Annotated in this window: 18 protein-coding genes and 1 tRNA gene; 13 read left to right on the forward strand and 6 right to left on the reverse strand. The window is 65.9% G+C overall.

Features of this window, described 5'->3' with window-relative positions:
* Positions 1–164 precede the first annotated feature (164 nt).
* The 7 genes from hfq to AC1DFU_RS15065 all read left to right on the forward strand — a co-directional run bounded on the left by hfq (position 165) and on the right by AC1DFU_RS15065 (position 7757).
* On the forward strand, positions 165–404 hold the full coding sequence (gene hfq / locus AC1DFU_RS15035; protein WP_092289682.1) for an RNA chaperone Hfq: 240 nt from the start codon (positions 165–167) through the stop codon (positions 402–404).
* Positions 405–568: 164 nt separating this feature from the next.
* The gene (gene hflX, locus AC1DFU_RS15040) at positions 569–1828 is read left to right on the forward strand and encodes a GTPase HflX (protein WP_092289680.1); all 1260 of its coding nucleotides are present in this window, start codon (positions 569–571) and stop codon (positions 1826–1828) included.
* A 118-nt stretch (positions 1829–1946) separates the two neighbouring features.
* Positions 1947–3290 carry an FtsH protease activity modulator HflK gene (gene hflK / locus AC1DFU_RS15045; protein ID WP_092289679.1) on the forward strand — a complete coding sequence of 448 codons (1344 nt, stop codon included), beginning with the start codon at positions 1947–1949 and terminating at the stop codon, positions 3288–3290.
* An 11-nt stretch (positions 3291–3301) separates the two neighbouring features.
* The gene (hflC, locus tag AC1DFU_RS15050) at positions 3302–4201 is read left to right on the forward strand and encodes a protease modulator HflC (protein WP_092289677.1); all 900 of its coding nucleotides are present in this window, start codon (positions 3302–3304) and stop codon (positions 4199–4201) included.
* A gap of 164 nt (positions 4202–4365) precedes the next feature.
* Entirely contained in the window at positions 4366–5517 is a 1152-nt protein-coding gene (locus AC1DFU_RS15055; RefSeq protein ID WP_441593550.1) for an ATP phosphoribosyltransferase regulatory subunit, read from the forward strand.
* Positions 5518–5694: 177 nt separating this feature from the next.
* Entirely contained in the window at positions 5695–7038 is a 1344-nt protein-coding gene (locus tag AC1DFU_RS15060; protein WP_092289673.1) for an adenylosuccinate synthase, read from the forward strand.
* Positions 7039–7187: 149 nt separating this feature from the next.
* Positions 7188–7757, forward strand: a complete 570-nt coding sequence (locus AC1DFU_RS15065; RefSeq protein WP_092289671.1) for a phosphoribosyltransferase — start codon at positions 7188–7190, stop codon at positions 7755–7757.
* A gap of 59 nt (positions 7758–7816) precedes the next feature.
* Here AC1DFU_RS15065 and AC1DFU_RS15070 read toward each other — a convergent pair whose 3' ends face one another.
* The 3 genes from AC1DFU_RS15070 to AC1DFU_RS15080 form a co-directional block, all read right to left on the reverse strand.
* Positions 7817–8428 (reverse strand): NAD(P)-dependent oxidoreductase, encoded by a 612-nt coding sequence (locus tag AC1DFU_RS15070; protein WP_092289669.1) that lies wholly within the window; start codon positions 8426–8428, stop codon positions 7817–7819.
* 62 nt (positions 8429–8490) lie between these two features.
* Entirely contained in the window at positions 8491–8928 is a 438-nt protein-coding gene (locus AC1DFU_RS15075) for an Rrf2 family transcriptional regulator (protein WP_092289667.1), read from the reverse strand.
* Between the two features lie 306 nt (positions 8929–9234).
* Positions 9235–9321: transfer RNA gene (locus AC1DFU_RS15080), tRNA-Leu, on the reverse strand.
* A 69-nt stretch (positions 9322–9390) separates the two neighbouring features.
* Here AC1DFU_RS15080 and rnr point away from each other — a divergent pair.
* The 3 genes from rnr to AC1DFU_RS15095 are packed head-to-tail and all read left to right on the forward strand — an operon-like array spanning position 9391 to position 13528.
* Positions 9391–11997 carry a ribonuclease R gene (rnr, locus tag AC1DFU_RS15085; RefSeq protein WP_092289665.1) on the forward strand — a complete coding sequence of 869 codons (2607 nt, stop codon included), beginning with the start codon at positions 9391–9393 and terminating at the stop codon, positions 11995–11997.
* Between the two features lie 42 nt (positions 11998–12039).
* On the forward strand, positions 12040–12783 hold the full coding sequence (gene rlmB / locus AC1DFU_RS15090) for a 23S rRNA (guanosine(2251)-2'-O)-methyltransferase RlmB (protein ID WP_092289663.1): 744 nt from the start codon (positions 12040–12042) through the stop codon (positions 12781–12783).
* Between the two features lie 16 nt (positions 12784–12799).
* Positions 12800–13528: an SIR2 family NAD-dependent protein deacylase gene (locus AC1DFU_RS15095; protein WP_441593551.1), complete on the forward strand. Its 729-nt coding sequence runs from the start codon at positions 12800–12802 to the stop codon at positions 13526–13528.
* 4 nt (positions 13529–13532) lie between these two features.
* On the opposite strand, the gene tal is transcribed toward AC1DFU_RS15095, so the two are convergent.
* Positions 13533–14489 carry a transaldolase gene (gene tal / locus AC1DFU_RS15100; protein WP_092290827.1) on the reverse strand — a complete coding sequence of 319 codons (957 nt, stop codon included), beginning with the start codon at positions 14487–14489 and terminating at the stop codon, positions 13533–13535.
* 146 nt (positions 14490–14635) lie between these two features.
* On the opposite strand from tal, the gene rpiA reads away from it, so the two are divergent.
* Positions 14636–15322 (forward strand): ribose-5-phosphate isomerase RpiA, encoded by a 687-nt coding sequence (gene rpiA, locus AC1DFU_RS15105; protein ID WP_092289661.1) that lies wholly within the window; start codon positions 14636–14638, stop codon positions 15320–15322.
* Between the two features lie 90 nt (positions 15323–15412).
* Here the strand turns inward: rpiA and AC1DFU_RS15110 are convergent, their stop codons facing one another.
* Both AC1DFU_RS15110 and argA read right to left on the reverse strand, forming a co-directional pair.
* A complete protein-coding gene (locus tag AC1DFU_RS15110) occupies positions 15413–15685 on the reverse strand; it encodes an oxidative damage protection protein (RefSeq protein ID WP_092289659.1) in 273 nt (90 codons plus the stop codon).
* 127 nt (positions 15686–15812) lie between these two features.
* The gene (argA, locus tag AC1DFU_RS15115) at positions 15813–17282 is read right to left on the reverse strand and encodes an amino-acid N-acetyltransferase (protein WP_092289657.1); all 1470 of its coding nucleotides are present in this window, start codon (positions 17280–17282) and stop codon (positions 15813–15815) included.
* Between the two features lie 23 nt (positions 17283–17305).
* On the opposite strand from argA, the gene hrpA reads away from it, so the two are divergent.
* Both hrpA and AC1DFU_RS15125 read left to right on the forward strand, forming a co-directional pair.
* Positions 17306–21319, forward strand: coding sequence for an ATP-dependent RNA helicase HrpA (gene hrpA, locus AC1DFU_RS15120; RefSeq protein WP_441593552.1), 4014 nt, complete (start codon positions 17306–17308; stop codon positions 21317–21319).
* Positions 21320–21446: 127 nt separating this feature from the next.
* Entirely contained in the window at positions 21447–22433 is a 987-nt protein-coding gene (locus AC1DFU_RS15125; RefSeq protein ID WP_092289653.1) for a YVTN family beta-propeller repeat protein, read from the forward strand.
* The last annotated feature ends 11 nt before the right edge of the window (positions 22434–22444 follow it).

Here is a 22444-nt window from a genome sequence, read left to right on the forward strand (position 1 = left end):
TTGGAACTGAGGCTAAATTCACGGTAGCAGGGGAAGCCCTGCACGTTGATGCCAGCCTGGTACCGTTTTGATCTTTTTTCTGGCGCGGTTTTGCGCCAACTGACTTGAACCGGGGACTTTTGTCCCCATCATCCATCACTAAATCTATAATTTTGGAGTGTGCCATGAGCAACAAAGGGCAATTGCTACAAGACCCGTTCCTGAACGCGCTGCGCAAAGAGCACGTGCCGGTTTCCATCTACCTCGTCAATGGCATCAAGCTGCAAGGCAACATCGAATCGTTCGACCAGTACGTCGTCCTGCTGCGTAACACCGTGACGCAGATGGTCTATAAGCATGCGATTTCCACCGTCGTGCCTGCGCGCGCGGTCAACTTCCGCGTGGATGACTCCCCCGAGGGCTGATACTTCCTCTCTCGCTGCCGGCCGCATTGCGATGCGGCCGCAGCACCGTGCCTTCCCTCTTCAGTACCGTCCCACGCGGATGGTGCCATCCGCCGCGGCACGTTGCCGCAGCCGGCCATTGTATTAACAACCGTTTCTCCTTCAGGCGCTTCGCGTCCTCCCGCTTGCAACCCAGAGCTACCTCCAATACCGATCCGTCTCGCGCCATCCTGGTGGGCGTGGATTTCGGCAAGCATGATTTCCAGGAAAGCCTGTCCGAACTGGCGCTGCTGACCTCCACGGCCGGCTCGCTGCCGGTGCATACGCTGACGGGCAAGCGCTCGCGTCCCGACCCCGCGCTGTTCATCGGCTCCGGCAAGGCGGAGGAACTCAAGGAAGCGGCCGACGCGCTCGACGCCGACATCGTCGTGTTCAACCACGCGCTCAGTCCCGCCCAGCAGCGGAATCTGGAGCGATTCCTGAACCGGCATGTCATCGACCGTACTGGCCTGATCCTCGACATCTTCGGCCAGCGTGCGCAAAGCCACGTCGGCAAGGTGCAGGTGGAGCTCGCCCAGGTCCAGTACCAGGCGTCGCGCCTGGTTCGCGCATGGAGCCACCTGGAGCGGCAGAAGGGCGGTATCGGCATGCGCGGCGGCCCCGGCGAGCGCCAGATCGAACTGGACCGCCGGATGCTCGATGAGCGCGCCAAGCGGCTCAAAGCCGACCTGTCGCGGCTCCAGCGCCAGCACCATACGCAGCGCCGTGCCCGCGCGCGTAACGACACACTCAGCATCTCGCTGGTGGGTTATACCAACGCGGGCAAGTCCACGCTGTTCAACGCGCTGACCAAGGCGCGCGCCTATGCCGCCGACCAGCTGTTCGCCACGCTCGATACGACGTCGCGCCGTCTGTTCCTGGAGGGCCTGGGTAATGTCGTGCTGTCGGATACGGTCGGGTTCATCCGCGACCTGCCGACGCAGTTGGTGGCGGCGTTCCGCGCCACGCTGGACGAGACCGTGCACGCCGACCTGCTGCTCCACGTGGTGGATGCCTCCAGCCCGGTGCGGCATGAGCAGATCGAGCAGGTCAACCGCGTGCTGGCCGAGATCAACGCGTCGGATATCCCGCAGATCGTCGTGATGAACAAGATCGACGCCGCGCCCGAACTGCTTGAGCAGGGCCCGCGCGTGGAGCGCGACGAGGATGGCGTGCCGAAGCGCGTGTTCCTGTCCGCCCGCGAGGGCGTGGGGCTCGACGTGCTGCGCGAGGCCATCGTCGATGTGGCGCGCTGGCTGGCGGAGCAACCCGATGCGCCGGCGCCGTACGACCCGCGCCTGGCCGAGGTGCCGGGGCTGGCCGACGACGCCATGTTCGAACCGGACGGCCGGGAGGGCCCAGATGCCCCAGATGACCCCGATTCGGACCCTCCGCGCGCGAATTAAGCAGGCAATCTCATTGTTGTTCAGCGAGATTCGCCACCCGATTGGGGATTTTGAGCAAAAGTGATCAAGATGACTGCTAGAATCCCCCTGTTCCAAACTTCCCGGACCCGTGCACTTCATGCCCCTGTTCCAACGGAATCCTGACTCGCGCTCTGTGCCAGGCAGCCAAGCCCTGCATCCTGCAGGCTGGTCGCGCCTGCGCGCCATCTTCTCGCTGAACGATCCCCGCTGGGGCCGTAACGGTCAGGACGATGAAGACAAGGACAAGGATAAGAATCGCCAGCAGAACCAGCGGCCGCAGGACGGCCCGCCCGACCTCGACGAACTGTGGCGCGACTTCAACCGCCGCCTGAACGGCCTGCTGGGCCGCAAGGACAACGGCGGGGGTGGCCCGAACTTCGGCAACGGCCCCCGTACGCCGGGCAAGGGTTCGAACATCGGCATGGGCATCATCGTGGCGGCCGTGGTCGGTATCTGGCTGGCCAGCGGCTTCTTCATGGTGCAGGAAGGCCAGACCGCCGTGATCCTGCAGTTCGGCAAGTTCAAGTACACGACCGGCCCCGGTATCAACTGGCGCATGCCCTGGCCGGTTCAGTCGGCCGAGGTGGTCAACCTGTCGAACGTGCGCTCGGTGGAAGTGGGCCGTGCCACGTCGATCAAGGACAGCAACCTCAAGGACTCGTCGATGCTCACGCAGGACGAGAACATCATCGACGTCCGTTTCACGGTGCAGTACGACATCCAGGACGCCGGCGAATTCCTGTTTTTCAACAAGACCGACCGCGGTGGCGATGAGGAACTGGTGACGCAGGCCGCCGAGACGTCGGTGCGCGAGATCGTGGGCCGCAACAAGATGGATGCGGTGCTGTACGAGAACCGCGAGGAGATTGCGCAGTCGTTGGCCAAGTCGATCCAGACGATCCTGTCCGCGTACAAGACCGGCATCCGCGTGATCTCGGTCAACGTCCAGAGCGTGCAGCCGCCCGAGCAGGTGCAGGCTGCGTTCGATGACGTGAACAAGGCCAGCCAGGATCGCGAGCGTGCGATCAGCGAAGGCCAGTCGTACGCCAACGACATCCTGCCGCGTGCCAAGGGTACTGCCGCCCGCCTCAAGGAAGAGGCCGAGGGCTACCGCTCCCGCGTGGTGGCGCAGGCCGAGGGTGATGCGGCCCGTTTCCGCTCGGTGCAGACGGAATACGCGAAGGCGCCGCAGGTGACGCGTGATCGCATCTATCTGGAAACCATGCAGCAGATCTACGCCAACACGAACAAGATCCTCATCGACGCCAAGGGCGGCAACAACCTGCTGTACCTGCCGCTGGACAAGCTGATGTCGCAGGTGCAAGGCACCGCCGCCACGCCCGCGCCGACGCCGGGCACGAGCGCACCGCCCGTGCCCGAGGCAGGCACCGACATCCGGTCGCGCGAAGGCATGCGCAACCGCGACCGCGATTCGCGCTGAGGAGACCCGTCATGAACCGACTGATTTCCTTCGCGATTGGACTTTTCATCCTGCTGGCCGTGGTGTCGTCGATGCTGTTCGTGGTCGACCAGCGCCAGTACGCCGTGGTGTTCGCGTTCGGCGAGATCAAGCAGGTGGTGCGCGAGCCCGGCCTGCACTTCAAGCTGCCGCCGCCGCTGCAGAACGTGGTCTTCATGGACCGCCGCCTGCAGACGATCGACGTGGCCGCCAGCGAGCGTTTCCTGACCGCCGAGAAGAAGAGCATGGTGGTGGACTGGTTCGTCAAATGGCGCATCACCGATCCGCGCAAGTTCTTCGTGGCGTTCAACGGCAACGTGCGCGGCGCCCAGGATCGCATGACGCAGCGGATCGACTCCGTGGCGCGCGAGGAGTTTGGCAAGCGCACCGTGGCTGACGTAGTCGCTGGCGAGCGCGAGAAGGTGATGCAGAACATTCGTGCCGGCATGTCCGAGTACGCGCAGTCGGTGGGCGTCGAGATCCTCGATGTGCGCCTGAAGCGCGTGGACCTGCTGCCCGCCATCAGCGAATCGGTCTACCGCCGCATGGAAGCCGAGCGCAAGCGCGTGGCGAACGAGCTGCGTTCCACCGGTGCCGCAGAGGGCGAGAAGATCCGCGCCGATGCCGACCGCCAGCGCGAGGTGCTGCTGGCCGAGGCCTATCGCGACGCCCAGGTGGTCAAGGGTGAGGGCGATGCCAAGGCATCGCAGGTCTATGCCGATGCCTTCGGCAAGGATCCGAGCTTCGCGCAGTTCTGGCGCAGCATGGAGGCCTATCGCAACACGTTCCGCGACAAGCGTGACGTGATGGTGCTGGAGCCCAATTCCGACTTCTTCCGCTATATGCGCTCGTCCGGCGGAAGTCCGGCTGCCGCACCCGCAGGCAAGAAGTAGGGCGGCACGCGCAGACTCGCGTGCGTTCGACAAAACCCCGGCCCGCCCGGGGTTTTGTCCGGCTGGAGGGGCCGCGCCGAAGTGCGCCGCCGTCCGCGCCGGATAGCCAGGCCGGCCGGTCAGACCAGCCGGCCTGAAACCGTTTTTGAGAGAAGAGATTCACCATGTCCAACCACTGGCTCCTGCCCGAAAACATTGCCGACGTCCTGCCGTCGGAAGCGCGCAAGATCGAAGAACTGCGCCGCCGCATGCTGGACCTGTTCCGCACCTATGGCTACGAGCTGGTCATGCCCCCGATGCTCGAGTACCTGGAGTCGCTGCTGACCGGTACCGGGCATGACCTGGACCTGCGCACGCTGAAGCTGGTGGATCAACTGTCGGGCCGCACCATGGGCCTGCGCGCGGACATCACGCCGCAGGTGGCGCGCATCGACGCCCATCTGCTGAATCGTCCCGGCGTGACGCGCCTGTGCTACGCCGGCAACGTGCTGCACGCGCGCCCGGCCGGCTTCCATGCCACGCGCGAGCCGCTGCAGATCGGCGCCGAGATCTACGGCCATGCCGGCCTGGAAGCGGACGTCGAGATCCAGGAACTGATGCTGGCCGCCCTTGATGCTGCCGGCCTGACCAATGTGCGGCTGGACCTCTGCCACGCCGGCATCCTCGAGGCGCTGCTGGACGGCCTGCCGTCGATCCGCAAGATCGAGGACGCGATGTTTGCCGCGCTGGAGACCAAGGACGTGCCCGCACTGCGCGTGCTGACCGAAGGCCTGCCCCAGACCGAGCGCGACGCGCTGCTGGCCCTGCCGACGCTCTACGGCGGCGTCGAGGTGATCGAGCGCGCCCGCGCGACGCTGCCGGCCAGCCCGGCCATCGGCCGCGCACTGGACGAGCTGTCGGCGCTGGCCGCGCAGGTACGCGGCGCCAGCGTGAACATCGACCTTTCCGATTTGCGCGGTTACCACTATCACAGCGGCGTGATGTTCACGGCCTACGTAGCGGGTCTGCCCAATTACGTGGCCCGTGGCGGCCGTTACGACAAGGTCGGCGAGGCCTTCGGCCGCGCGCGCCCGGCTACCGGCTTCTCGCTCGATCTGCGCGAGGTGGCGGCACTGTCGCCGGTGGAAGTCCGCGCGCTGGCAATCTACGCCCCGTGGGACGCCGATCCGGGCCTGCGCACGACCATCGCGTCGCTGCGCGCGACCGGCGAGATCGTGATTCAGTCGCTGCCCGGCCATACTCATGAGCTCGATGAATTCAACTGCGACCGGCAGCTGGTTCGTCAGGGCGATGCCTGGGTGGTGGTACCGCGCTAAGACCCGATTCAGCCGGTTCGCACGACGCGTTCCGGCATTTTCCTCCGCTCTCCATGTGACTTTTTGCGCCTTTTTTCGGCGCAAAATCGCTGTCGCGGTGTCATACGTGCGCCCGAAAATCGGGAACCGTCCGGCAACGAGAGTAGAATACGTTTTTAACCTTCTGACCAATTCAACATGTCCGCATCCGCAGTAGGCCAGGGACGCAATGTCGTCGTGATCGGAACCCAGTGGGGTGACGAAGGCAAAGGGAAAATCGTCGATTGGCTTACCGATCATGCAAAAGGCGTGGTGCGGTTCCAGGGCGGCCACAACGCTGGCCACACGCTCATCATCGGCGGCAAGAAGACCATCCTGCGACTGATCCCGTCGGGAATCATGCGCGAGAGCACCGTCTGCTACATCGGCAACGGCGTTGTGCTGTCGCCCGAGGCACTCTTCCGTGAGATCGAGGAACTCGAGGCCGCCGGCCTCCAGGTGCAGAACCGCCTGCGCATCTCCGAAGCCACCACGCTGATCCTGCCGTACCACGTAGCCATCGACAAGGCCCGCGAAGCGCGCCGTGGTGCCGCCAAGATCGGCACCACCGGTCGTGGCATCGGCCCGGCCTACGAAGACAAGGTTGCCCGCCGCGCGCTGCGCGTGCAGGACCTGTTCGATCCGAAGCACTTCGCCGAGCGCCTGCGCGAGAACGTGGAATTCCACAACTTCATGCTGACCCAGTACCTGGGCGCCGAAGCCGTGGACTACCAGCAGATTCTCGACGAGATGCTGTCGTACGCGCCGCGCCTGAAGCCGATGGTGGCGGACGTGTCGGCCGAGCTGTACGCCGTGAACGAGAGCGGCGGCAACCTGATGTTCGAAGGCGCGCAAGGCACGCTGCTGGACGTGGACCATGGCACGTATCCGTTCGTCACGTCGAGCAACTGCGTGGCTGGTGCGGCTGCAGCGGGCGCGGGCGTCGGCCCGGGCCGTCTGAACTACATCCTCGGCATCACCAAGGCCTACTGCACGCGCGTCGGTGCGGGCCCATTCCCGAGCGAGCTGTATGACAACGACAACCCCGCGCGCCAGGACGCCGTGGGCGTGCGCCTGGCCAACGTCGGCAAGGAATTCGGCTCGGTGACCGGCCGTCCGCGTCGCACCGGCTGGCTCGACGCCGCCGCGCTGAAGCGTTCGGTGCAGATCAACGGCGTTTCGGGCCTGTGCATGACCAAGCTCGACGTGCTGGACGGCCTGGAAACGATCAAGCTGTGCGTGGGCTACGAGCTCGACGGCAAGACCGTCGACATCCTGCCGCGCGGCTCGGATGCCGTGGCCGCCTGCGTGCCGGTGTACGAGGAATTCCCGGGCTGGAACGAGTCGACGTTCGGCGTGAAGCAATGGGACGCGCTGCCCGAGGCGGCCCGCGTGTACCTGAAGCGGATTGAGGAAGTCGTCGGCATTCCGATCGACATGATCTCGACCGGTCCGGACCGCGACGAAACGATCCTGCTGCGCCACCCGTACCAGGTGGCCTGACGTATCGGTATTACCCGTGAGCATGATCGCGGCGCCACGAGTGTCGCGGCCTCACCAAGCCAATCGGCCCGCGGAATGCGGGCCGAAGCTTTATCGGCTTTGTCTATCGGTCATCGACCAGAGACCTGACCTGAGAGAAGAAACAGATCATGAACCTGCCTACCAATGACGAAGAGAACCTGTGGGTCTCTTGGGATGATTACCACCGCCTGGTCGCGCGGCTGGCGCTGAACGTGCACGAGTCGGGCTGGAAGTTCGACAAGATCCTGTGCCTGGCGCGCGGCGGCCTGCGCGTGGGTGACCAGATGTCGCGGATCTTCGACGTGCCGCTGGCCATCCTGGCCACCAGCTCTTACCGCGAGGCGGCGGGCACGCAGCAGGGCGATCTCGACATCGCCCAGTACATCACGATGACGCGCGGCGAGCTGTCCGGCAAGATCCTGCTCGTGGACGACCTCGTAGATTCCGGCGTGACGCTGGAACGTGTGGGCCGCCACCTGAAGGAGCGCTATCCGGCCGTGACCGACGTGCGCTCGGCCGTGCTCTGGTACAAGGCGTGCTCGAAGGTGGAGCCGGATTACCATGTGACGTTCCTGCCGTCGAACCCCTGGATCCACCAGCCGTTCGAGGAATACGACACGCTGCGTCCGCACAACCTGGCGGCCTGGCTCAAGCGCGGCAAGCGCGCCTCGCTGCTGGACGACGACTCGGCGGCCTGAGCCGGCCGAGCCATCGCCATGTCGGCTGCGCTATCCGCGATCCGGACTCAGTATTCGGACTAGTAGCCGACCGTGAACCGCTGGCGCACATGCGCCGGCGCTTCGATCTCGTCGAGCATGGCGATCGCGTAGTCTTCCATCGAGATCGTGCTCTTGCCGGCCGCATCGGCCAGCAGTTCCTCCCCACCGAGCCGGAACTTGCCCGTGCGTTCGCCCGGCAGGAACAGCGCGGACGGGGACAGGAACGTCCACGCCAGCGCGGTTTCGCCGCGCAGCGCATTCAGGAAATCACGGCCTGCGGCGGCCTCGTCCTTGTACTGGGCTGGGAACGTCGGCGTGTCGACCAGTTGCACGCCGGGCGCCACGAACAGGCTGCCTGCGCCACCCACCACCAGCAAGCGCTCGACCCCGGCGGCCTTGACCGCATCGACGATCTGCGGCGCCTTGGCCTGCAGGAATCGCACGGTGCTGATCACGGCGTCGTGGCCCCGCAGGGCGGCGGCGAGAGCTGCGCCGTCGGCCACATCCACGTTGCGCGGCGTCACGCCGGTGCGTGCCGGCAGGCTGCTGGCCTGGCGGGCGAGGGCGGTCACGGTGTGGCCGCGGCGCAGGGCTTCATCGGTGAGGCGGGTGCCCACGTTGCCGGTGGCGCCGATGATGGCGATTTTCATGGGTGTTGCTCCTTCACAGTGGCGATATGAAACCAAGATGGTTACATATCGAGGTAAAAAAATCAGCGCTTGCGGCGCTGCGCGGCGGCGTGTTCGACATCCGCGAGCATGCCGGCAATGGTGATGTCCGCGAGCGTGGCGTCCATGGCAGCTTGCGCCCGGTCTGCCACCTGGCGCAGCGCCCCGGTGATCTCGCGGCCGACCATGCAGGCTGGGTTGGGCGCGCTCTGGTGCAGCGTGATCATCGACGGTGTCTCCACGGCACGAAACACTTCGAGCAGCGTGATGGCCGATGCGGGCCGCGCAAGCGTGGCGCCGCCGGTGCTGCCCATCGTTGTGGCCACGAATCCGGCGTCGGTCAGGGCGCCGATGATGCGCCGGATCAGCGCCGGGTTCGTCCCCACGCTGCCGGCGATCATCGACGACGGCACGGGGCCGTCGCTCTGCGCGAGCAGGGTCAGGGTGTGAACGGCGACGGCAAACCGGCTGCTGGTGCTCATGAACGAAATCTCAATGTGAAACCATCTTAGTTACAGATGGTCGAACTGTCAACGCGGTAAATGGCCATTGTTGCCGTTTGTTTTTCGCGAAGGGTGGCCGAATCGTGCCGGATAATGCCGGAATCGGCACTGAAACTGATACACTCATCGACGGCGCCGTGCCGCCAATGAATTCACAAGCCAGAATGGCGTAGAGGGGAGTGCGGATTTGCAGGTTTCTCGGATCAGCGTCGGCAACGCGAAAATCATAGCGATGCCGCAAAACAAAAAGCCCGCAACTTGCGTTGCGGGCTTCTCGCTGAAACCTGGTGCCCAGGAGAGGACTCGAACCTCCACAGTGTTGCCACCGCTAGGACCTGAACCTAGTGCGTCTACCAATTCCGCCACCTGGGCAGGTGTCGAAACAACCGAAGCCGCCATTATAGCGACCGTAAAACGTTTGTCAAATAGTTTCCAGAAAAATTGAATCAGAACAACTATCCGATCCCTAGCCGGGAAGAAATCCTCGGCGTGCTGAGAACTTCGGGGTCGCCGCAATCGGCAGGCGATATCGCCAAGGCCCTGGCCGTCACGCGCAAGGAGCACGACGGCTTCCAGAAGCGCCTCGCCGCGATGGAGCGCGACGGCCAGATCGAACTGAACCGCAAGGGCCGCTATGAGCTGGCCCACCAACCGAATTTCATCGTCGGCCGTGTGCAGGGGCACCGCGATGGTTTCGGTTTCCTGATTCGCGATGACGGTGAGGACGATGTCTTCCTGCCCGAGCGCGAACTCCAGAAGGCGATGCACAACGACCGCGCGCAAGTGCGCGTGGTGGGCTACGACCGCCGTGGCCGCCCGGAAGGGCAGATCGTCGAGATCGTCGAGCGCGCCAACCGCTATGTGATTGGTCGCCTGCTGTCCGAGAACGGGGTGCTCGTGGTAGCGCCCGAGGACAAGCGCATCGGCCAGGACATTCTGATTCCGCCCAAGCAGCAGGGCAAGGCCCGCGTGGGACAGGTGGTCAGCGTGGAGCTGATCGAGTATCCGGACCGCTACGTGCAGCCCGTGGGCCGCGTGGTGGAAATTCTGGGCGATATCGACGATCCCGGCATGGAAATCGAGATCGCCGTGCGCAAGTACGGCGTGCCGCATGCGTTCTCGCCGGCCGCCGCCAAGGAAGCGCAGGGGCTGCCGGACGAGGTGCGCGAAGCCGACCTCGACCATCGCATCGACCTGCGCGACATCCCGCTGGTCACCATCGATGGCGAAGACGCGCGCGACTTCGACGATGCCGTCTATTGCGAGCCGGTCAAGATCGGCCGCGCCAAGGGCTGGCGCCTGATCGTGGCGATTGCCGACGTGTCGCACTACGTGCGCCCAGGCACGCCGCTGGACGCCGATGCGCTGGACCGCGCCACGTCGGTCTACTTCCCGCGCCGCGTGATTCCGATGCTGCCCGAGAAGCTGTCCAACGGCCTCTGCTCGCTGAACCCGCACGTGGACCGCCTGTGCATGGTCTGCGACGCGGTGATCACGGCCAAGGGCGAACTCAAGGGCTACCAGTTCTACCCGGCGGTGATGCACTCCAAGGCGCGCCTGACCTACAACGAGGTCTGGGCCGTGCTGTCGAACACCAAGGGTCCCGAGGCGCACAAGCGCGGTGACCTCGTGCCGCACATGCAGAACCTGTACGAGCTGTTCCAGGTCCTGCTCAAGGCGCGCCGCGAGCGCGGGGCGATCGACTTCGACACCACCGAGACCTACATCGTCTGCAACGCGCAGGGCAAGATCGAGCAGATCCTGCCGCGCACCCGCAACGACGCGCACCGGCTGATCGAGGAGTGCATGCTGACGGCCAACGTCTGCGCGGCCGACTTCCTCGAGCGCTTCAAGCATCCGGCGCTGTACCGCATCCACGCGGGCCCGAGCGAGGAAAAACTCAAGAATCTGCGAGAGTTCCTGCGCACGTCCGGCCTGTCTCTGGGCGGTGGCGACAAGCCGCAGGCATCGGACTACGCCGAGGTCATGGACAAGATCAAGTCCCGCCCCGACGCGCCGATGCTCCAGACCATGCTGCTGCGCTCGATGCAGCAGGCGGTCTACAGCCCCGACAATATCGGCCACTTCGGCCTCGCGTACGAGGCTTACGCCCACTTCACGAGTCCGATCCGTCGCTATCCCGACCTGCTCGTGCACCGCGCGATCAAGGCCGTGCTGGCGCACACCAAGTACCAACCGGCGTTCGCGCACGGCACCGAGCTGAACACAGCGGTCTCGCCCAAGGCGCGCCGCTTGAACGCGGCCGATGCCGAGAAGAAGGCGCAGAACTCGGCCGCCCGGGCCAAGCGCAACGAAGCCATCTGGGATGAGTTGGGCCTGCACTGCTCGGCAAACGAGCGCCGGGCTGACGAGGCCTCGCGCGATGTGGAGGCCTGGCTGAAGTGCTACTTCATGCGCGACAAGCTCGGCAGCGACTTCGCCGGCACGGTCAGCGCGGTCACCTCCTTCGGCATCTTCGTGCAGCTCGACGAACTCTATGTCGAAGGGCTGGTGCACGTGACCGAACTGGGCAGCGACTACTTCCAGTTCGACGAGGCTCGCAACGAACTGCGCGGCGAGCGCACGGGCATCCGCTATCGGCTGACCGACCGCGTGCGCGTGCAGGTGTCGCGCGTCGACCTGGACGCTCGCAAGATCGACTTCCGCCTGGTGCAGGAGCCGTCGGCCAAGACGCTGCGCGCCCGCACGACGGGACCCGAAGTGCAACCGCGCGTGCCGGCCGCCCATGCGGTGCCCGCGCGCAAGAAGGGCCGTCAGCTGGCGGCGCTGCTTGGCGGCACGTCGAAGCCTGAGGAATCGTTCGACGAGACGCTGGACCGCGTGATCGAGGAGCAGCCGGTGTTCGAGGCCGTGATCACGCCGATGAAGCCGCATGTGGGTCATGCGCCGCATGGCAAGTCCGGCGGCAAGCCGGCCAAGCGCGCGGCCAAGCCCAAGCCCGCGCACCTCGAGCAGCCGCGCAAGCCCACGGCCAAGCGCACCGCCAAGGCGGCGGCCAAGACCGCGCGCCCGGCACGCAAGCGTTAAAACACGCGGCGCCGGGGTGGCCATGGCGGGTACAATCCCGCCATGGCCAAACACAAACTCCTGATCGGCTTTCACGCCGTGAACGCACGCCTTCGCCAAGACGCGAAGAGCGTGTCCGACATCTATATCGAATCCAACCGGCGCGACCGCCGCATGCAGGACTTCATCCGCCTCGCGGAAAGCCTGAACGTGCGCCTGCATCCGGTGGATGCCGACCGCCTGCGCGGCATGGCCGGCACCGATCGCCACCAGGGCGTGGTGGCGCGTGCCGACGACATCTCGCTGGCGCTCAATCTGGACGAACTGCTCGATAGCATCGAAGGCACGCCGCTGCTGCTGGTGCTCGATGGCGTGACCGATCCGCACAACCTCGGCGCCTGCCTGCGCGTGGCCGATGGCGCCGGCGCGCATGCCGTGATCGCCCCGAAGGATCGCAGCGTCGGGCTGAACACCACGGTGGCCAAGGTGGCCAGCGGCGCGGCCGAAACCGTGCCTTACATCACCGTGACCAACCTCGCGCGCACGCTGCGCGAGCTGCAGGAGCGCGGCATCTGGGTGGTCGGCACGGTCGACGGCGCCGAGAAGACGCTGTACGACTTGGACCTCAAGGGCCCGATGGCGATCGTCATGGGCGCCGAAGGCGAGGGCATGCGCCGGTTGACGCGCGAGACCTGCGACGAGCTGGTCGGCATTCCGATGGCGGGCGGCGTGGAAAGCCTGAACGTGTCGGTGGCGAGCGGCGTCTGCCTGTACGAGGCGGTGCGCCAGCGCCGACTGCCGCGCTGACATCGGCATATTGGCGATGATTCTGGACGCGGCATTGCTCGCCCAGGCGCGCGACCGAATCGCGGCGGCGCGCCAGATCTTCGTGCTGACTGGCGCGGGGGTCTCGGCGGAATCGGGCGTGCCGACGTTCCGTGACGCGCTGACGGGCCTCTGGGCCCGCTTCGACCCCGAAGATCTCGCTACAGAGGCCGCGTTCCGGCGCCAGCCGGCGCTGGTCTGGCAGTGGTACGAGCACCGCCGCGCGATGGTTTCGGCCACCCAGCCCAACCCCGCGCACTTCGCGCTGGCGCAGCTGGCGGACCAGAAACCGGTCACGCTGGTCACGCAGAATATCGACGGATTGCACCAGCAGGCCGGCAGCCAGCATGTGATCGAGTTGCACGGCAACCTGTTCGCCAACAAATGGCTGGATGGCTGCGGACACTGCGACACGGTGCCGCCGGTACCGGGCGAGCCGCCGCATTGCGCGCTGTGCGGCGCGATGATGCGGCCCGGGGTGGTCTGGTTTGGGGAGGATCTGCCGCGCGTGGCGCGCTATCGCGCCGAGCACGCGGCGGAGACCTGCGATCTGTGCCTGGTGGTCGGCACGTCGGGGCTGGTGTATCCGGCGGCGGCGCTGCCGGGCATGGCCAGGGAGAACGGGGCGTTCGTGATCGTGGTCAATCCGCAGCCGTCGGCGCTGGACGCCACCGCGGACCTCGTGCTGGCGGCGCCAGCAGGGCAGTGCCTGCCGGCGCTGTGGTAAGGGCCTAGGCGGCCAGCTCTCCCACCAGCTTTTCCAGCTTCACCGCGTCGGCCGCGAACAGGCGGATGCCTTCGGCCAGCTTTTCGGTGGCCATCGCGTCCTCGTTCAGTTGCCAGCGGAACGCCGGCTCGTCGGCCACGACGCGCGCCACATTCGCTGCCTGCGCATGCTCTACCGACAGCTTGCGCTCGACCGTGCCGCGCCCAGCCGCCAACTGCTCGAGCAGCTCCGGGCTGATCGTCAGCAGGTCGCAGCCAGCCAGGGCCAGGATCTGGCCGGTGCCGCGGAAGCTCGCGCCCATCACCTCGGTCGCATGGCCGAAACTCTTGTAGTAGTCGTAGATCTGCCGCACCGAGCGCACGCCCGGGTCGTTGTCGCCGGCATTGGCGTCGGCGTCCCACTTGTCACCTGCCTGCTTCTTGTACCAGTCGAGGATACGGCCGACGAACGGGGAGATCAGCTGCGCGCCGGCCTCGGCACAGGCCACGGCCTGCACCAGTGAGAACAGCAGCGTCATATTGCAGCGGATGTTTTCGCGCTGGAGGATCTCGGCCGCCTTGATGCCTTCCCAGGTGGAGGCGATCTTGATCAGCACGCGCTCCCGCGCCACGCCGCGCTGCTCGTACAGCCCGATCAGGTGGCGCGCCTTGTCCACGGTGGCCTGGGTGTCGAACGAGAGCCGTGCATCGACCTCGGTGGACACGCGGCCCGGCACGATGGCCAGGATCTCGCAGCCAAAGGCGATCAGGAGCTGGTCCATCACGGCGTCCAGGCCCGCGTTGCCATGATGGTCGCGCACGGCCTGCTCGAGCAGGGGCCGATATTCGGCCTTCTGCACCGCCTTGAGAATCAGGGACGGATTGGTGGTCGCGTCCTGCGGCGTGTACTGCTTCATCAACTGGAAGTCGCCGGTATCGGCCACTACCGTGGTGAATTGTCTCAGTTGCTCTAGCTCGGTCATGATCTGTTCCATCCGGTTCCGTCAGTTGCCGCCCGCTTGGGAAGTCAGCATTCATTGTAACGGCGCTGGCACGGTTGGAAACAACGCCGTCACACGCCGATCCGCTACACTACGCGTTTCCCCCCAAGCAATCAGGCTGTTTTCACATGACGCAGGATGAACTCAAGGCGCTGGTGGCGCAAGCCGCCGCCGACTACGTGAAGCAGGAAGTGCCCCAGGGCGCCGTACTCGGCGTCGGCACCGGCTCCACCGCCAACCTCTTCATCGACGCCATCGCGGCGTTCAAGGAGCGCTTCTCGGGCGCGGTGTCCAGCTCGGAGGCTTCCACGCGACGCCTGCAGCAGCATGGCATCCAGGTGCTGGACCTGAACGAAGTGGACGAGATTCCCGTCTACGTGGACGGCGCCGACGAGATCGACGCCTCGGGCGCGATGATCAAGGGCGGCGGCGGCGCGCTGACGCGCGAGAAGATCGTGGCCGCCGTGGCCGGCCGCTTCGTCTGCATCGCCGATGGCAGCAAGCTCGTGGACACGCTCGGCGCGTTCCCGCTGCCGGTGGAGGTGATCCCAATGGCACGTGCAGCCGTGGCGCGCAAGCTGGCCGCGCTCGGTGGCCAGCCGCGCCTGCGCATGACCAAGGAAGGCGGCATCTACAAGACCGACAACGGCAACGTGATCCTCGACGTCTCGGCGCTGCGCATCACCCAGCCGAAGGACATCGAACAGCAGATCAATCAGATCCCGGGTGTGGTGACGGTGGGGCTGTTCGCGCTGCGTGGCGCGGACGTGCTGCTGCTGGGCACGGAGCAGGGTGTGCAGCGCACCGATTATTGACCGGAAGCGTGGCCCGGGCGGCCTAACCGGCCGCCCATGAAAAAGGGGTGCTTGATAAAGCACCCCTTTTCGTTTTTCCAGACTGGCGAATCAGTTCGCCGGCGGCACGTAGCCGGCGGCCGCATCGGCGCCTTCGCCGAAGAAGTACTTCTCGGTTTGCTTGAGCAGGTACTGGCGCGCGCGGGTGTCGGCCATGTTCAGACGATTCTCATTGATCAGCATGGTCTGATGCTTGAGCCAGCCGGCCCAGGCTTCCTTCGACACGCTTTGCCAGATCTTCTTGCCGAGTTCGCCCGGCAGCGGCGGGAAGTCGAGGCCTTCGGCTTCCTTGTTCAGCTTGATGCAATGGACCGTGCGGGCCATGTGAAACTCCTTGTTCGTGGCGCTTTTGTGGTGCGAGGGGACGCCGATTCGTGATGCCGGTTCTGGGCGGCTGCGTGGCCGCTATTGTAGCCAAGCCCGGCCAAGGCTGGGCTTGGCCCTGCCGGCGTTACAGTTTCTTCATGAGCACCATCGATTTGCGCTGCCAGTTATAGAGCTTGCGCTTGTCTTCCGGCAGGTCGTCCACGGTGGCGTGGACGAAGCCGCGCTTCAGGAACCAGTGCTCGGTGCGCGTGGTGAGCACGAACAGCCGGTCCAGCCCCAGCGCGCGGGCGCGGCGCTCGATGCGCTTGAGCAGCCGCTCGCCGTCGCCAGTGCCCTGGGCCTCGGACGAGACCGTCAGGCAGGCCATCTCGCCCATGTTCTCGCGCGGGAATTCGTAGAGCGCGGCGCAGCCGAACAGCACGCCATCGTGCTCGATCACCGAGAAATTGCCGATATCCCGCTCGATCAGGTGACGTCCACGTGGCACGAGCGTGCCATCGGCCTCGAGCGGTGCAATCAGTTGCAGGATGCCGCCCACGTCATCGAGCGTGGCTTCCCGCAGGCTTTCCAGGTCGGTGTCGGACACCATGGTGCCTACGCCATCGTGCAGGAAGAGCTCGAGCAGCACCGAGCCGTCGAGCGAATAGGGGATCAAGTGCGCGCGGGGCACGCCGCCCTTGAGCGCCTTGACCAGATGTTCCAGGTAATAGGCCACGTCCGGCGGCAGGTGGTTGTTCTGCAACCGTTCCACGGCCGTGCGCAGCGACATTTCCTTCATCAGCTTGCCCACCGGGTCCGGCACGCCGGGCACTTCGGTGATGTAGATCAGCTTGTCGGCCTTCAGCGCGCTGGCGGTGGCGCTGGCCACGTCTTCCATCGACAGGTTGAACGCCTGCCCGGTGGGCGAAAAGCCCAGCGGCGACAGCAGCACCACCTTGCCGTGCGAGAGCGACATGTGCATCGAGTCGTTGTCGATCTTGCGCACCAGCCCGGTGTGCTGGTAATCGACCCCGTTGACGATGCCCACCGGCCGCGCGGTGATGAAGTTGCCGGAGACCACCGACAGCTGCGCGCCAGCCATCGGCGTGTTCGGCAAGCCCTGGCTGAAGGCGGCCTCGATGTCCAGGCGCAGCTCGCCGGCCGCCTCCTTGGCGCATTCGAGCGCGGCGTTGTCGGTAATGCGCACGCCGTCCGCGTACTGGGATTCCACATGGCGCAATGCCAACTGCTCCTCCACCTGCGGGCGGGAGCCGAAGACCAGCACGATCTGCATGCCCATGGCGTGCAGCAGGGCCACGTCGTTGACGAGCGCGTTGAGCACGCCGGCCTTGACCAGCTCGCCGCTGAAGGCGATCACGAAGGTCTTGCCGCGGAAGGCGTGGATATAAGGCGCGACGGCGCGCAGCCAATCCACGAACTGCTGGTGGTCCGGCCCGCTGGCCTCGGCCAACTCGGCGGCGGCCGTGGCGGACGGGATCGGCGTGGCGGGTTCGGCGACGGGGAGGGGGGCTGCGCTCAGGGCAGCGGGGGCGTCTTCGTCGGGGGCGACAGGGGCCGGAGCAGGCGCCTGCGCATTGGAGGTTCTGGCGTTCATGCCGCGGATTATAATCCCGGCCAATGTCAGCACAACGCCCCGTCAAACCTGTTTCCCGGCCGCCACGCCCGCCCCGTCCATCACGTGAGGCGCGCCCGGCGGGCCAGCCTCCCGAGCAGCGGCCCCAGGAGTCTTCCGAACAGCGGCGCGAGCCGCGGCCGGAGCGCGCGCCGCGCCCGCCGCGCGACGCCCAGACCCCTCGAGAGCCGCGCGAGCCGCGCCAGCCGCGCCCCGTGCGCCCGGTCCGCATGGCTAATCCGCTGCCCGAGATCACCTTTCCCGAAGCGCTGCCGGTTTCCGCGCGCCGGGACGAGATCGCCGCCGCGCTGCAGGCCAACCAGGTGGTGATCGTGTCCGGCGAGACCGGCTCCGGCAAGACCACCCAACTGCCCAAGATCGCGCTGTCGATCGGCCGTGGCCCGGCGCGGGAAGGCAAGGAAGGCGGCGGCCTGATCGGCCACACCCAGCCCAGGCGGATCGCCGCCACGTCCACGGCCAAGCGCATCGCCCAGGAACTGGGCACGCCGCTGGGCCAGAACGTCGGCTATCAGGTGCGGTTCAACGACACGATGTCCGCCGGCGCCTCTGTCAAGCTGATGACGGACGGCATCCTGCTGGCCGAGACGCAGAACGACCCGTTGCTGCGTGCCTACGACACGATCATCATCGATGAGGCGCACGAGCGTAGCCTCAACATCGACTTCCTGATCGGCTACCTGCGCCAGATCCTGCCCAAGCGGCCGGACCTGAAGGTCATCATCACGTCCGCGACGATCGACGCCCAGCGGTTCGCCGAGCACTTCGCCCGTAACGGCAAGCCGGCGCCGGTGATCGAGGTCAGCGGGCGGCTGTATCCCGTGGAAGTGCGATATCGGCCGATCCAGTCCGATGCGCCGCCCGACGCCGCGCCGAAATCCGCCCAGGCCCGCGAGCGCGACCTGTACGACGGCATTGTCGAGGCCGTGGACGAACTGTGCCGGCTCGGCCCCGGCGACGTTCTCGTCTTTCTGCCAGGCGAGCGCGAGATCCGCGAGGCCGCCGAGGCGCTGCGCAAGCACCATCCTCCGCATACCGAGATCCTGCCGCTGTTCGCGCGGCTCTCGGTGCAGGAGCAGGAGCGCGTGTTCAAGCCATCGAACGCGCGGCGGATCGTGCTGGCGACCAACGTGGCCGAGACCTCGCTGACCGTGCCGGGCATCCGCTATGTGGTGGATACGGGGCTTGCGCGCGTCAAGCGCTACTCGTACCGCAACAAGGTGGAGCAGTTGCAGATCGAGGCGATTTCGCAGGCCGCCGCCAACCAGCGCGCGGGCCGGTGCGGCCGGGTAGCCGATGGCGTTTGCATCCGTCTATACGAGGAATCCGATTTCATCGCCCGTACGCGCTTCACCGACCCGGAAATCCTGCGTTCGTCGCTGGCGGCGGTGATTCTGCGCATGAAGGCGCTGCGGCTGACCGACATCGAGTCGTTCCCGTTCATCGAGCCGCCGCTGGGCCGGGCGGTTGCCGATGGCTACCAGCTCCTGCAGGAACTGGGCGCCGTGGACGAGGCCAACCAGCTTACTGGCACTGGCCGTCAACTGGCCAAGCTGCCGCTGGACCCGCGCGTGGCGCGCATGATCCTGGCCGCGCGCGAGCAGCAGTGCCTGCGCGAGGTGCTGATCATCGCCAGCGCGCTGTCCGTGCAGGATCCGCGCGACCGTCCGCAGGAGGCGCAGGAAGCCGCCGACCAGGCCCATCGCAAGTTCATGGACGAAAAGTCCGAGTTCCTGGGGTGGGTCAAGCTGTGGAAGTGGTTCGAGGAGGCAGTGGCCCACAAGAAGACCAACCGGCAGCTGCAGGACCAGTGCCGCGCCAACTTCCTCTCGCACGTGCGGCTGCGCGAGTGGCGGGATGTTCACTCGCAACTTCTGACGACGGTGACCGAGCAGGGCTGGCGCCTGAATGAGACGGAACCGACGTTCGAGCAAGTCCACAAGGCGCTGCTGACCGGGCTGCTCGGGAACGTCGGCCTGAAGCTGGACGAGGCCGACGGGCGCGGGCGCGAGTACCTGGGCGCGCGCGGCATCAAGTTCCACCTGTGGCCGGGCTCGCTGATCGCGCGCAAGGTGGGCCGCTGGATCATCGCCGCTGAACTGGTCGAGACGAGCCGGCTGTTCGCACGCACGCTGGCGCGGATCGAGCCGGAATGGATCGAGCAGGTGGGCAGCCATCTGCTGAAGGTGAGCTGGAGCGACCCGCACTGGGAAAAGAAGGCCGGCCAGGTGCTGGCGATGGAGCGCGGCACGCTGTACGGCCTGCCCATCTACCAGCATCGGCGCGTGCACTACGGGCCGATGAACCCGGCCGAGGCGCGCGAGCTGTTCATCCGCCGCGCGCTGGTGGAGGGCGAATTCGACACGAAATTGCCGTTTTACGCCCACAACCAGCGGCTGCGGCGCGAAATTGAGAATCTGGAGCACAAGTCGCGCCGGCAGGACGTGCTGGTGGACGACGAGCTGATCTACGCCTTCTATGACCGGGCGATCCCGGCGGACACCCATAACCAGACCAGCTTCGAGACGTGGTACCAGGCGGAGAGCGCGAAGGATCGCAAGCTGCTGTACCTGAACCGCGACGAACTGATGCGGCACGAAGCGGCCGGCATCACGACCGACCTGTTCCCGAAGCTGCTGCCGATTGCCGGCGTGGACATGGGGTTGTCGTACCACTTCGAGCCCGGCAGCCACCGCGACGGCGTGACGCTGACCGTGCCGCTGTACGCGCTGAACCAGGTGCGGCCCGAGCGCACCGAATGGCTGGTGCCCGGCATGATCAAGGAGAAGGTGCACCTGCTGCTGAAGTCCTTGCCGCAGAAGCTGCGCCGCCACTGCGTGCCGCTGCCCGAGTACGCGGGCGGGTTTGTCGACCGCCAGCCGTTCGGCGAGGGCGAGTTGATCGACGTGCTGATTGCCGACATCCGCGAGCAGACCGGCACGATGGTGCGCCGCGCAGATTTCAAGCAGGAGACCCTGCCGGCCCACCATGCGATGAACTTCAAGGTCATCGACGAACATGGCCGACAGCTCGAAATGGGGCGGAATCTGGCGCAATTGCGAGCCGAGTTCGGCGGACAGGCGCAGCAGTCGTTCCAGAACATTGCCGCCCGCGACGTGCCCGCGGCCGAGGCCGGCCAGTACGAAAACCTGACGTCCTGGTCGTTCGGCGAACTGCCCGAACTGCTGGAAATCCGCAAGGGCAACCAGACCCTGTTCGGCTATCCGGCCCTTGTGGATCATGGCGACCATTGCGAGGTGGAGGTCTTTGACGACCCGCAGGAGGCGGCACGCATCCACCATACGGGGCTGCGCCGACTGTTCGCGATCCAGCTCCGCGAGCCGGTGAAGTTCATCGAGAAGAACATCCCGAATCTTCAGCAAATGGCGATGCAGTACATGACCCTGGGCACGCAGGAGGAACTGCGCAACCAGATCGTGATGGTCACGCTGGAGCGCGCCTGCATGCAGCCGCCGCTGCCGCGCAACGAGGCCGAGTTCAACGCCCGCAAGGACGAGGGGCGCGCGCGGCTGTCGCTGCTGGCGCAGGAGATGGCGCGGCTGGTGGGCGCGATCCTGGCCGAGTACGCGGGACTTCCGCGCAAGCTGCTCCAGGCCAAGCCGTTCGGCTCCGCCCACCAGGACATGGAGGCGCAACTGGCGCGGCTGATGACAAAGTCGTTCGTGATCGATACGCCATACACGCAGCTCGTGCACTTCCCGCGCTATCTCAAGGGGATGGCGATGCGCGTGGACAAGCTCAAGGGCGACCCCGGCCGCGACAGCCAGCGCACCCAGGAGATGACACCGCTGGTGCAACAGTGGCAGCGCGCCGAGAAACAGCTCCGCACGCAGGGCAGGGGGGCCGACGATGCCCGATTGGACGAATTCCGATGGATGCTTGAGGAGCTGCGCATCGCGCTGTTCGCGCAGGAGCTGCGCACGCCGGTGCCGATGTCGGTCAAGCGGTTGCAGAAGGTGTGGGAGTCCATGCAGCGCTGACGCGGAGTTCGTGTGGAAAACCACGATTTGTGTCGGAATGCCCGGCGAAAGATAAATTCGCGCAAACGGTCAGCGTAACCCCCGGCTCAAACGTTAGAATGCCCGATTCCTCATGGTTGACGGTCTTATGCTCTCGTTGCGTCGTGTTGTGTCTAGCGTGGTGTCGGTCGGCGCGCTGGCATTGGCAGTGGTGTCCGCCCCCGCGCAAGCGGAGGTTGTGACGATCCTTAATTCGGGTGATGCAACCGTCACCCTGATCGACAAGGACACGCAGAAGGTGCTGGAAACCTTCCCCGTCGGCAAGGAACCGCACCACCTGATTGCCACGCCTGACGACAAGTCGCTGATCGTGGCCAACGCGGTCGGCAACGACCTGGTGTTCCTGGATCCGGTGACCGGCAAGGTGCAGCAGCGCGTACCGAACATCGACGATCCGTACCAGATCGGCTTCTCGCCGGACCAGAAATGGTTCGTGACGACGGGCAACCGGCTCGACCGCGTGGACGTCTACCGCTGGGACGGCCACCAGCTCAAGATCGCCAAGCAATTCCCGCTGCCCAAGACGCCCAGCCATATCGCGTTCACGGCGGACAGCAAGATCGCCTTCATCACCCTGCAGGACAGCGATCAGATCGCCGCGATCGACCTCAATTCGCTGACCGTGCTCTGGACCATGGACGCCGGCTCGGCGCCGGCCGGGATCTGGGTGACGCCGGACCAGAAATACCTGCTGGTGGGCATGACCGGCGCCGACTATGTGGCCGTGATCGACTGGCGCACGCGCACCGTGGTCAAGCAGATCCAGACCGGCAAGGGCGCGCACAATTTCCGCGCGGTGGGCGACAAGCGTCATCTGTTCCTGACCAACCGCGTCTCGGGGTCCATCAGCATCATTGACCAGCAGACGCTGTCCAAAGTTGGCGATATCACCGGCCTGCTGCCGGGGCCTGACGACATGGAGTTGACCGCCGATGGCAAGACACTCTGGGTGACGTTCCGCTGGGCGCGTTCGGTGGGGCTGATCGACGTGGCGAGCCGCAAGCTGGTCAAGACCATCCGCGTGGGCAAGTCGCCACACGGTATCTACTTCCGCACGCGGGCGCCGCTCTACTGAGGCAGGGTTCG

This window comes from Cupriavidus sp. 10L45 (assembly GCF_056395225.1).

What these genes read in the sequence shown, in the direction of transcription:
- hfq (WP_092289682.1), top strand. Translation starts at nt 165, where the DNA reads ATGAGCAACAAAGGGCAATTGCTACAAGACCCGTTCCTGAACGCGCTG.
- hflK (WP_092289679.1), top strand. Translation starts at nt 1,947, where the DNA reads ATGCCCCTGTTCCAACGGAATCCTGACTCGCGCTCTGTGCCAGGCAGC.
- hflC (WP_092289677.1), top strand. Translation starts at nt 3,302, where the DNA reads ATGAACCGACTGATTTCCTTCGCGATTGGACTTTTCATCCTGCTGGCC.
- AC1DFU_RS15055 (WP_441593550.1), top strand. Translation starts at nt 4,366, where the DNA reads ATGTCCAACCACTGGCTCCTGCCCGAAAACATTGCCGACGTCCTGCCG.
- AC1DFU_RS15060 (WP_092289673.1), top strand. Translation starts at nt 5,695, where the DNA reads ATGTCCGCATCCGCAGTAGGCCAGGGACGCAATGTCGTCGTGATCGGA.
- AC1DFU_RS15065 (WP_092289671.1), top strand. Translation starts at nt 7,188, where the DNA reads ATGAACCTGCCTACCAATGACGAAGAGAACCTGTGGGTCTCTTGGGAT.
- AC1DFU_RS15070 (WP_092289669.1), bottom strand. Translation starts at nt 8,428, where the DNA reads ATGAAAATCGCCATCATCGGCGCCACCGGCAACGTGGGCACCCGCCTC.
- AC1DFU_RS15075 (WP_092289667.1), bottom strand. Translation starts at nt 8,928, where the DNA reads ATGAGCACCAGCAGCCGGTTTGCCGTCGCCGTTCACACCCTGACCCTG.
- rlmB (WP_092289663.1), top strand. Translation starts at nt 12,040, where the DNA reads ATGGCCAAACACAAACTCCTGATCGGCTTTCACGCCGTGAACGCACGC.
- AC1DFU_RS15095 (WP_441593551.1), top strand. Translation starts at nt 12,800, where the DNA reads ATGATTCTGGACGCGGCATTGCTCGCCCAGGCGCGCGACCGAATCGCG.
- tal (WP_092290827.1), bottom strand. Translation starts at nt 14,489, where the DNA reads ATGACCGAGCTAGAGCAACTGAGACAATTCACCACGGTAGTGGCCGAT.
- rpiA (WP_092289661.1), top strand. Translation starts at nt 14,636, where the DNA reads ATGACGCAGGATGAACTCAAGGCGCTGGTGGCGCAAGCCGCCGCCGAC.
- AC1DFU_RS15110 (WP_092289659.1), bottom strand. Translation starts at nt 15,685, where the DNA reads ATGGCCCGCACGGTCCATTGCATCAAGCTGAACAAGGAAGCCGAAGGC.
- argA (WP_092289657.1), bottom strand. Translation starts at nt 17,282, where the DNA reads ATGAACGCCAGAACCTCCAATGCGCAGGCGCCTGCTCCGGCCCCTGTC.
- hrpA (WP_441593552.1), top strand. Translation starts at nt 17,306, where the DNA reads ATGTCAGCACAACGCCCCGTCAAACCTGTTTCCCGGCCGCCACGCCCG.
- AC1DFU_RS15125 (WP_092289653.1), top strand. Translation starts at nt 21,447, where the DNA reads ATGCTCTCGTTGCGTCGTGTTGTGTCTAGCGTGGTGTCGGTCGGCGCG.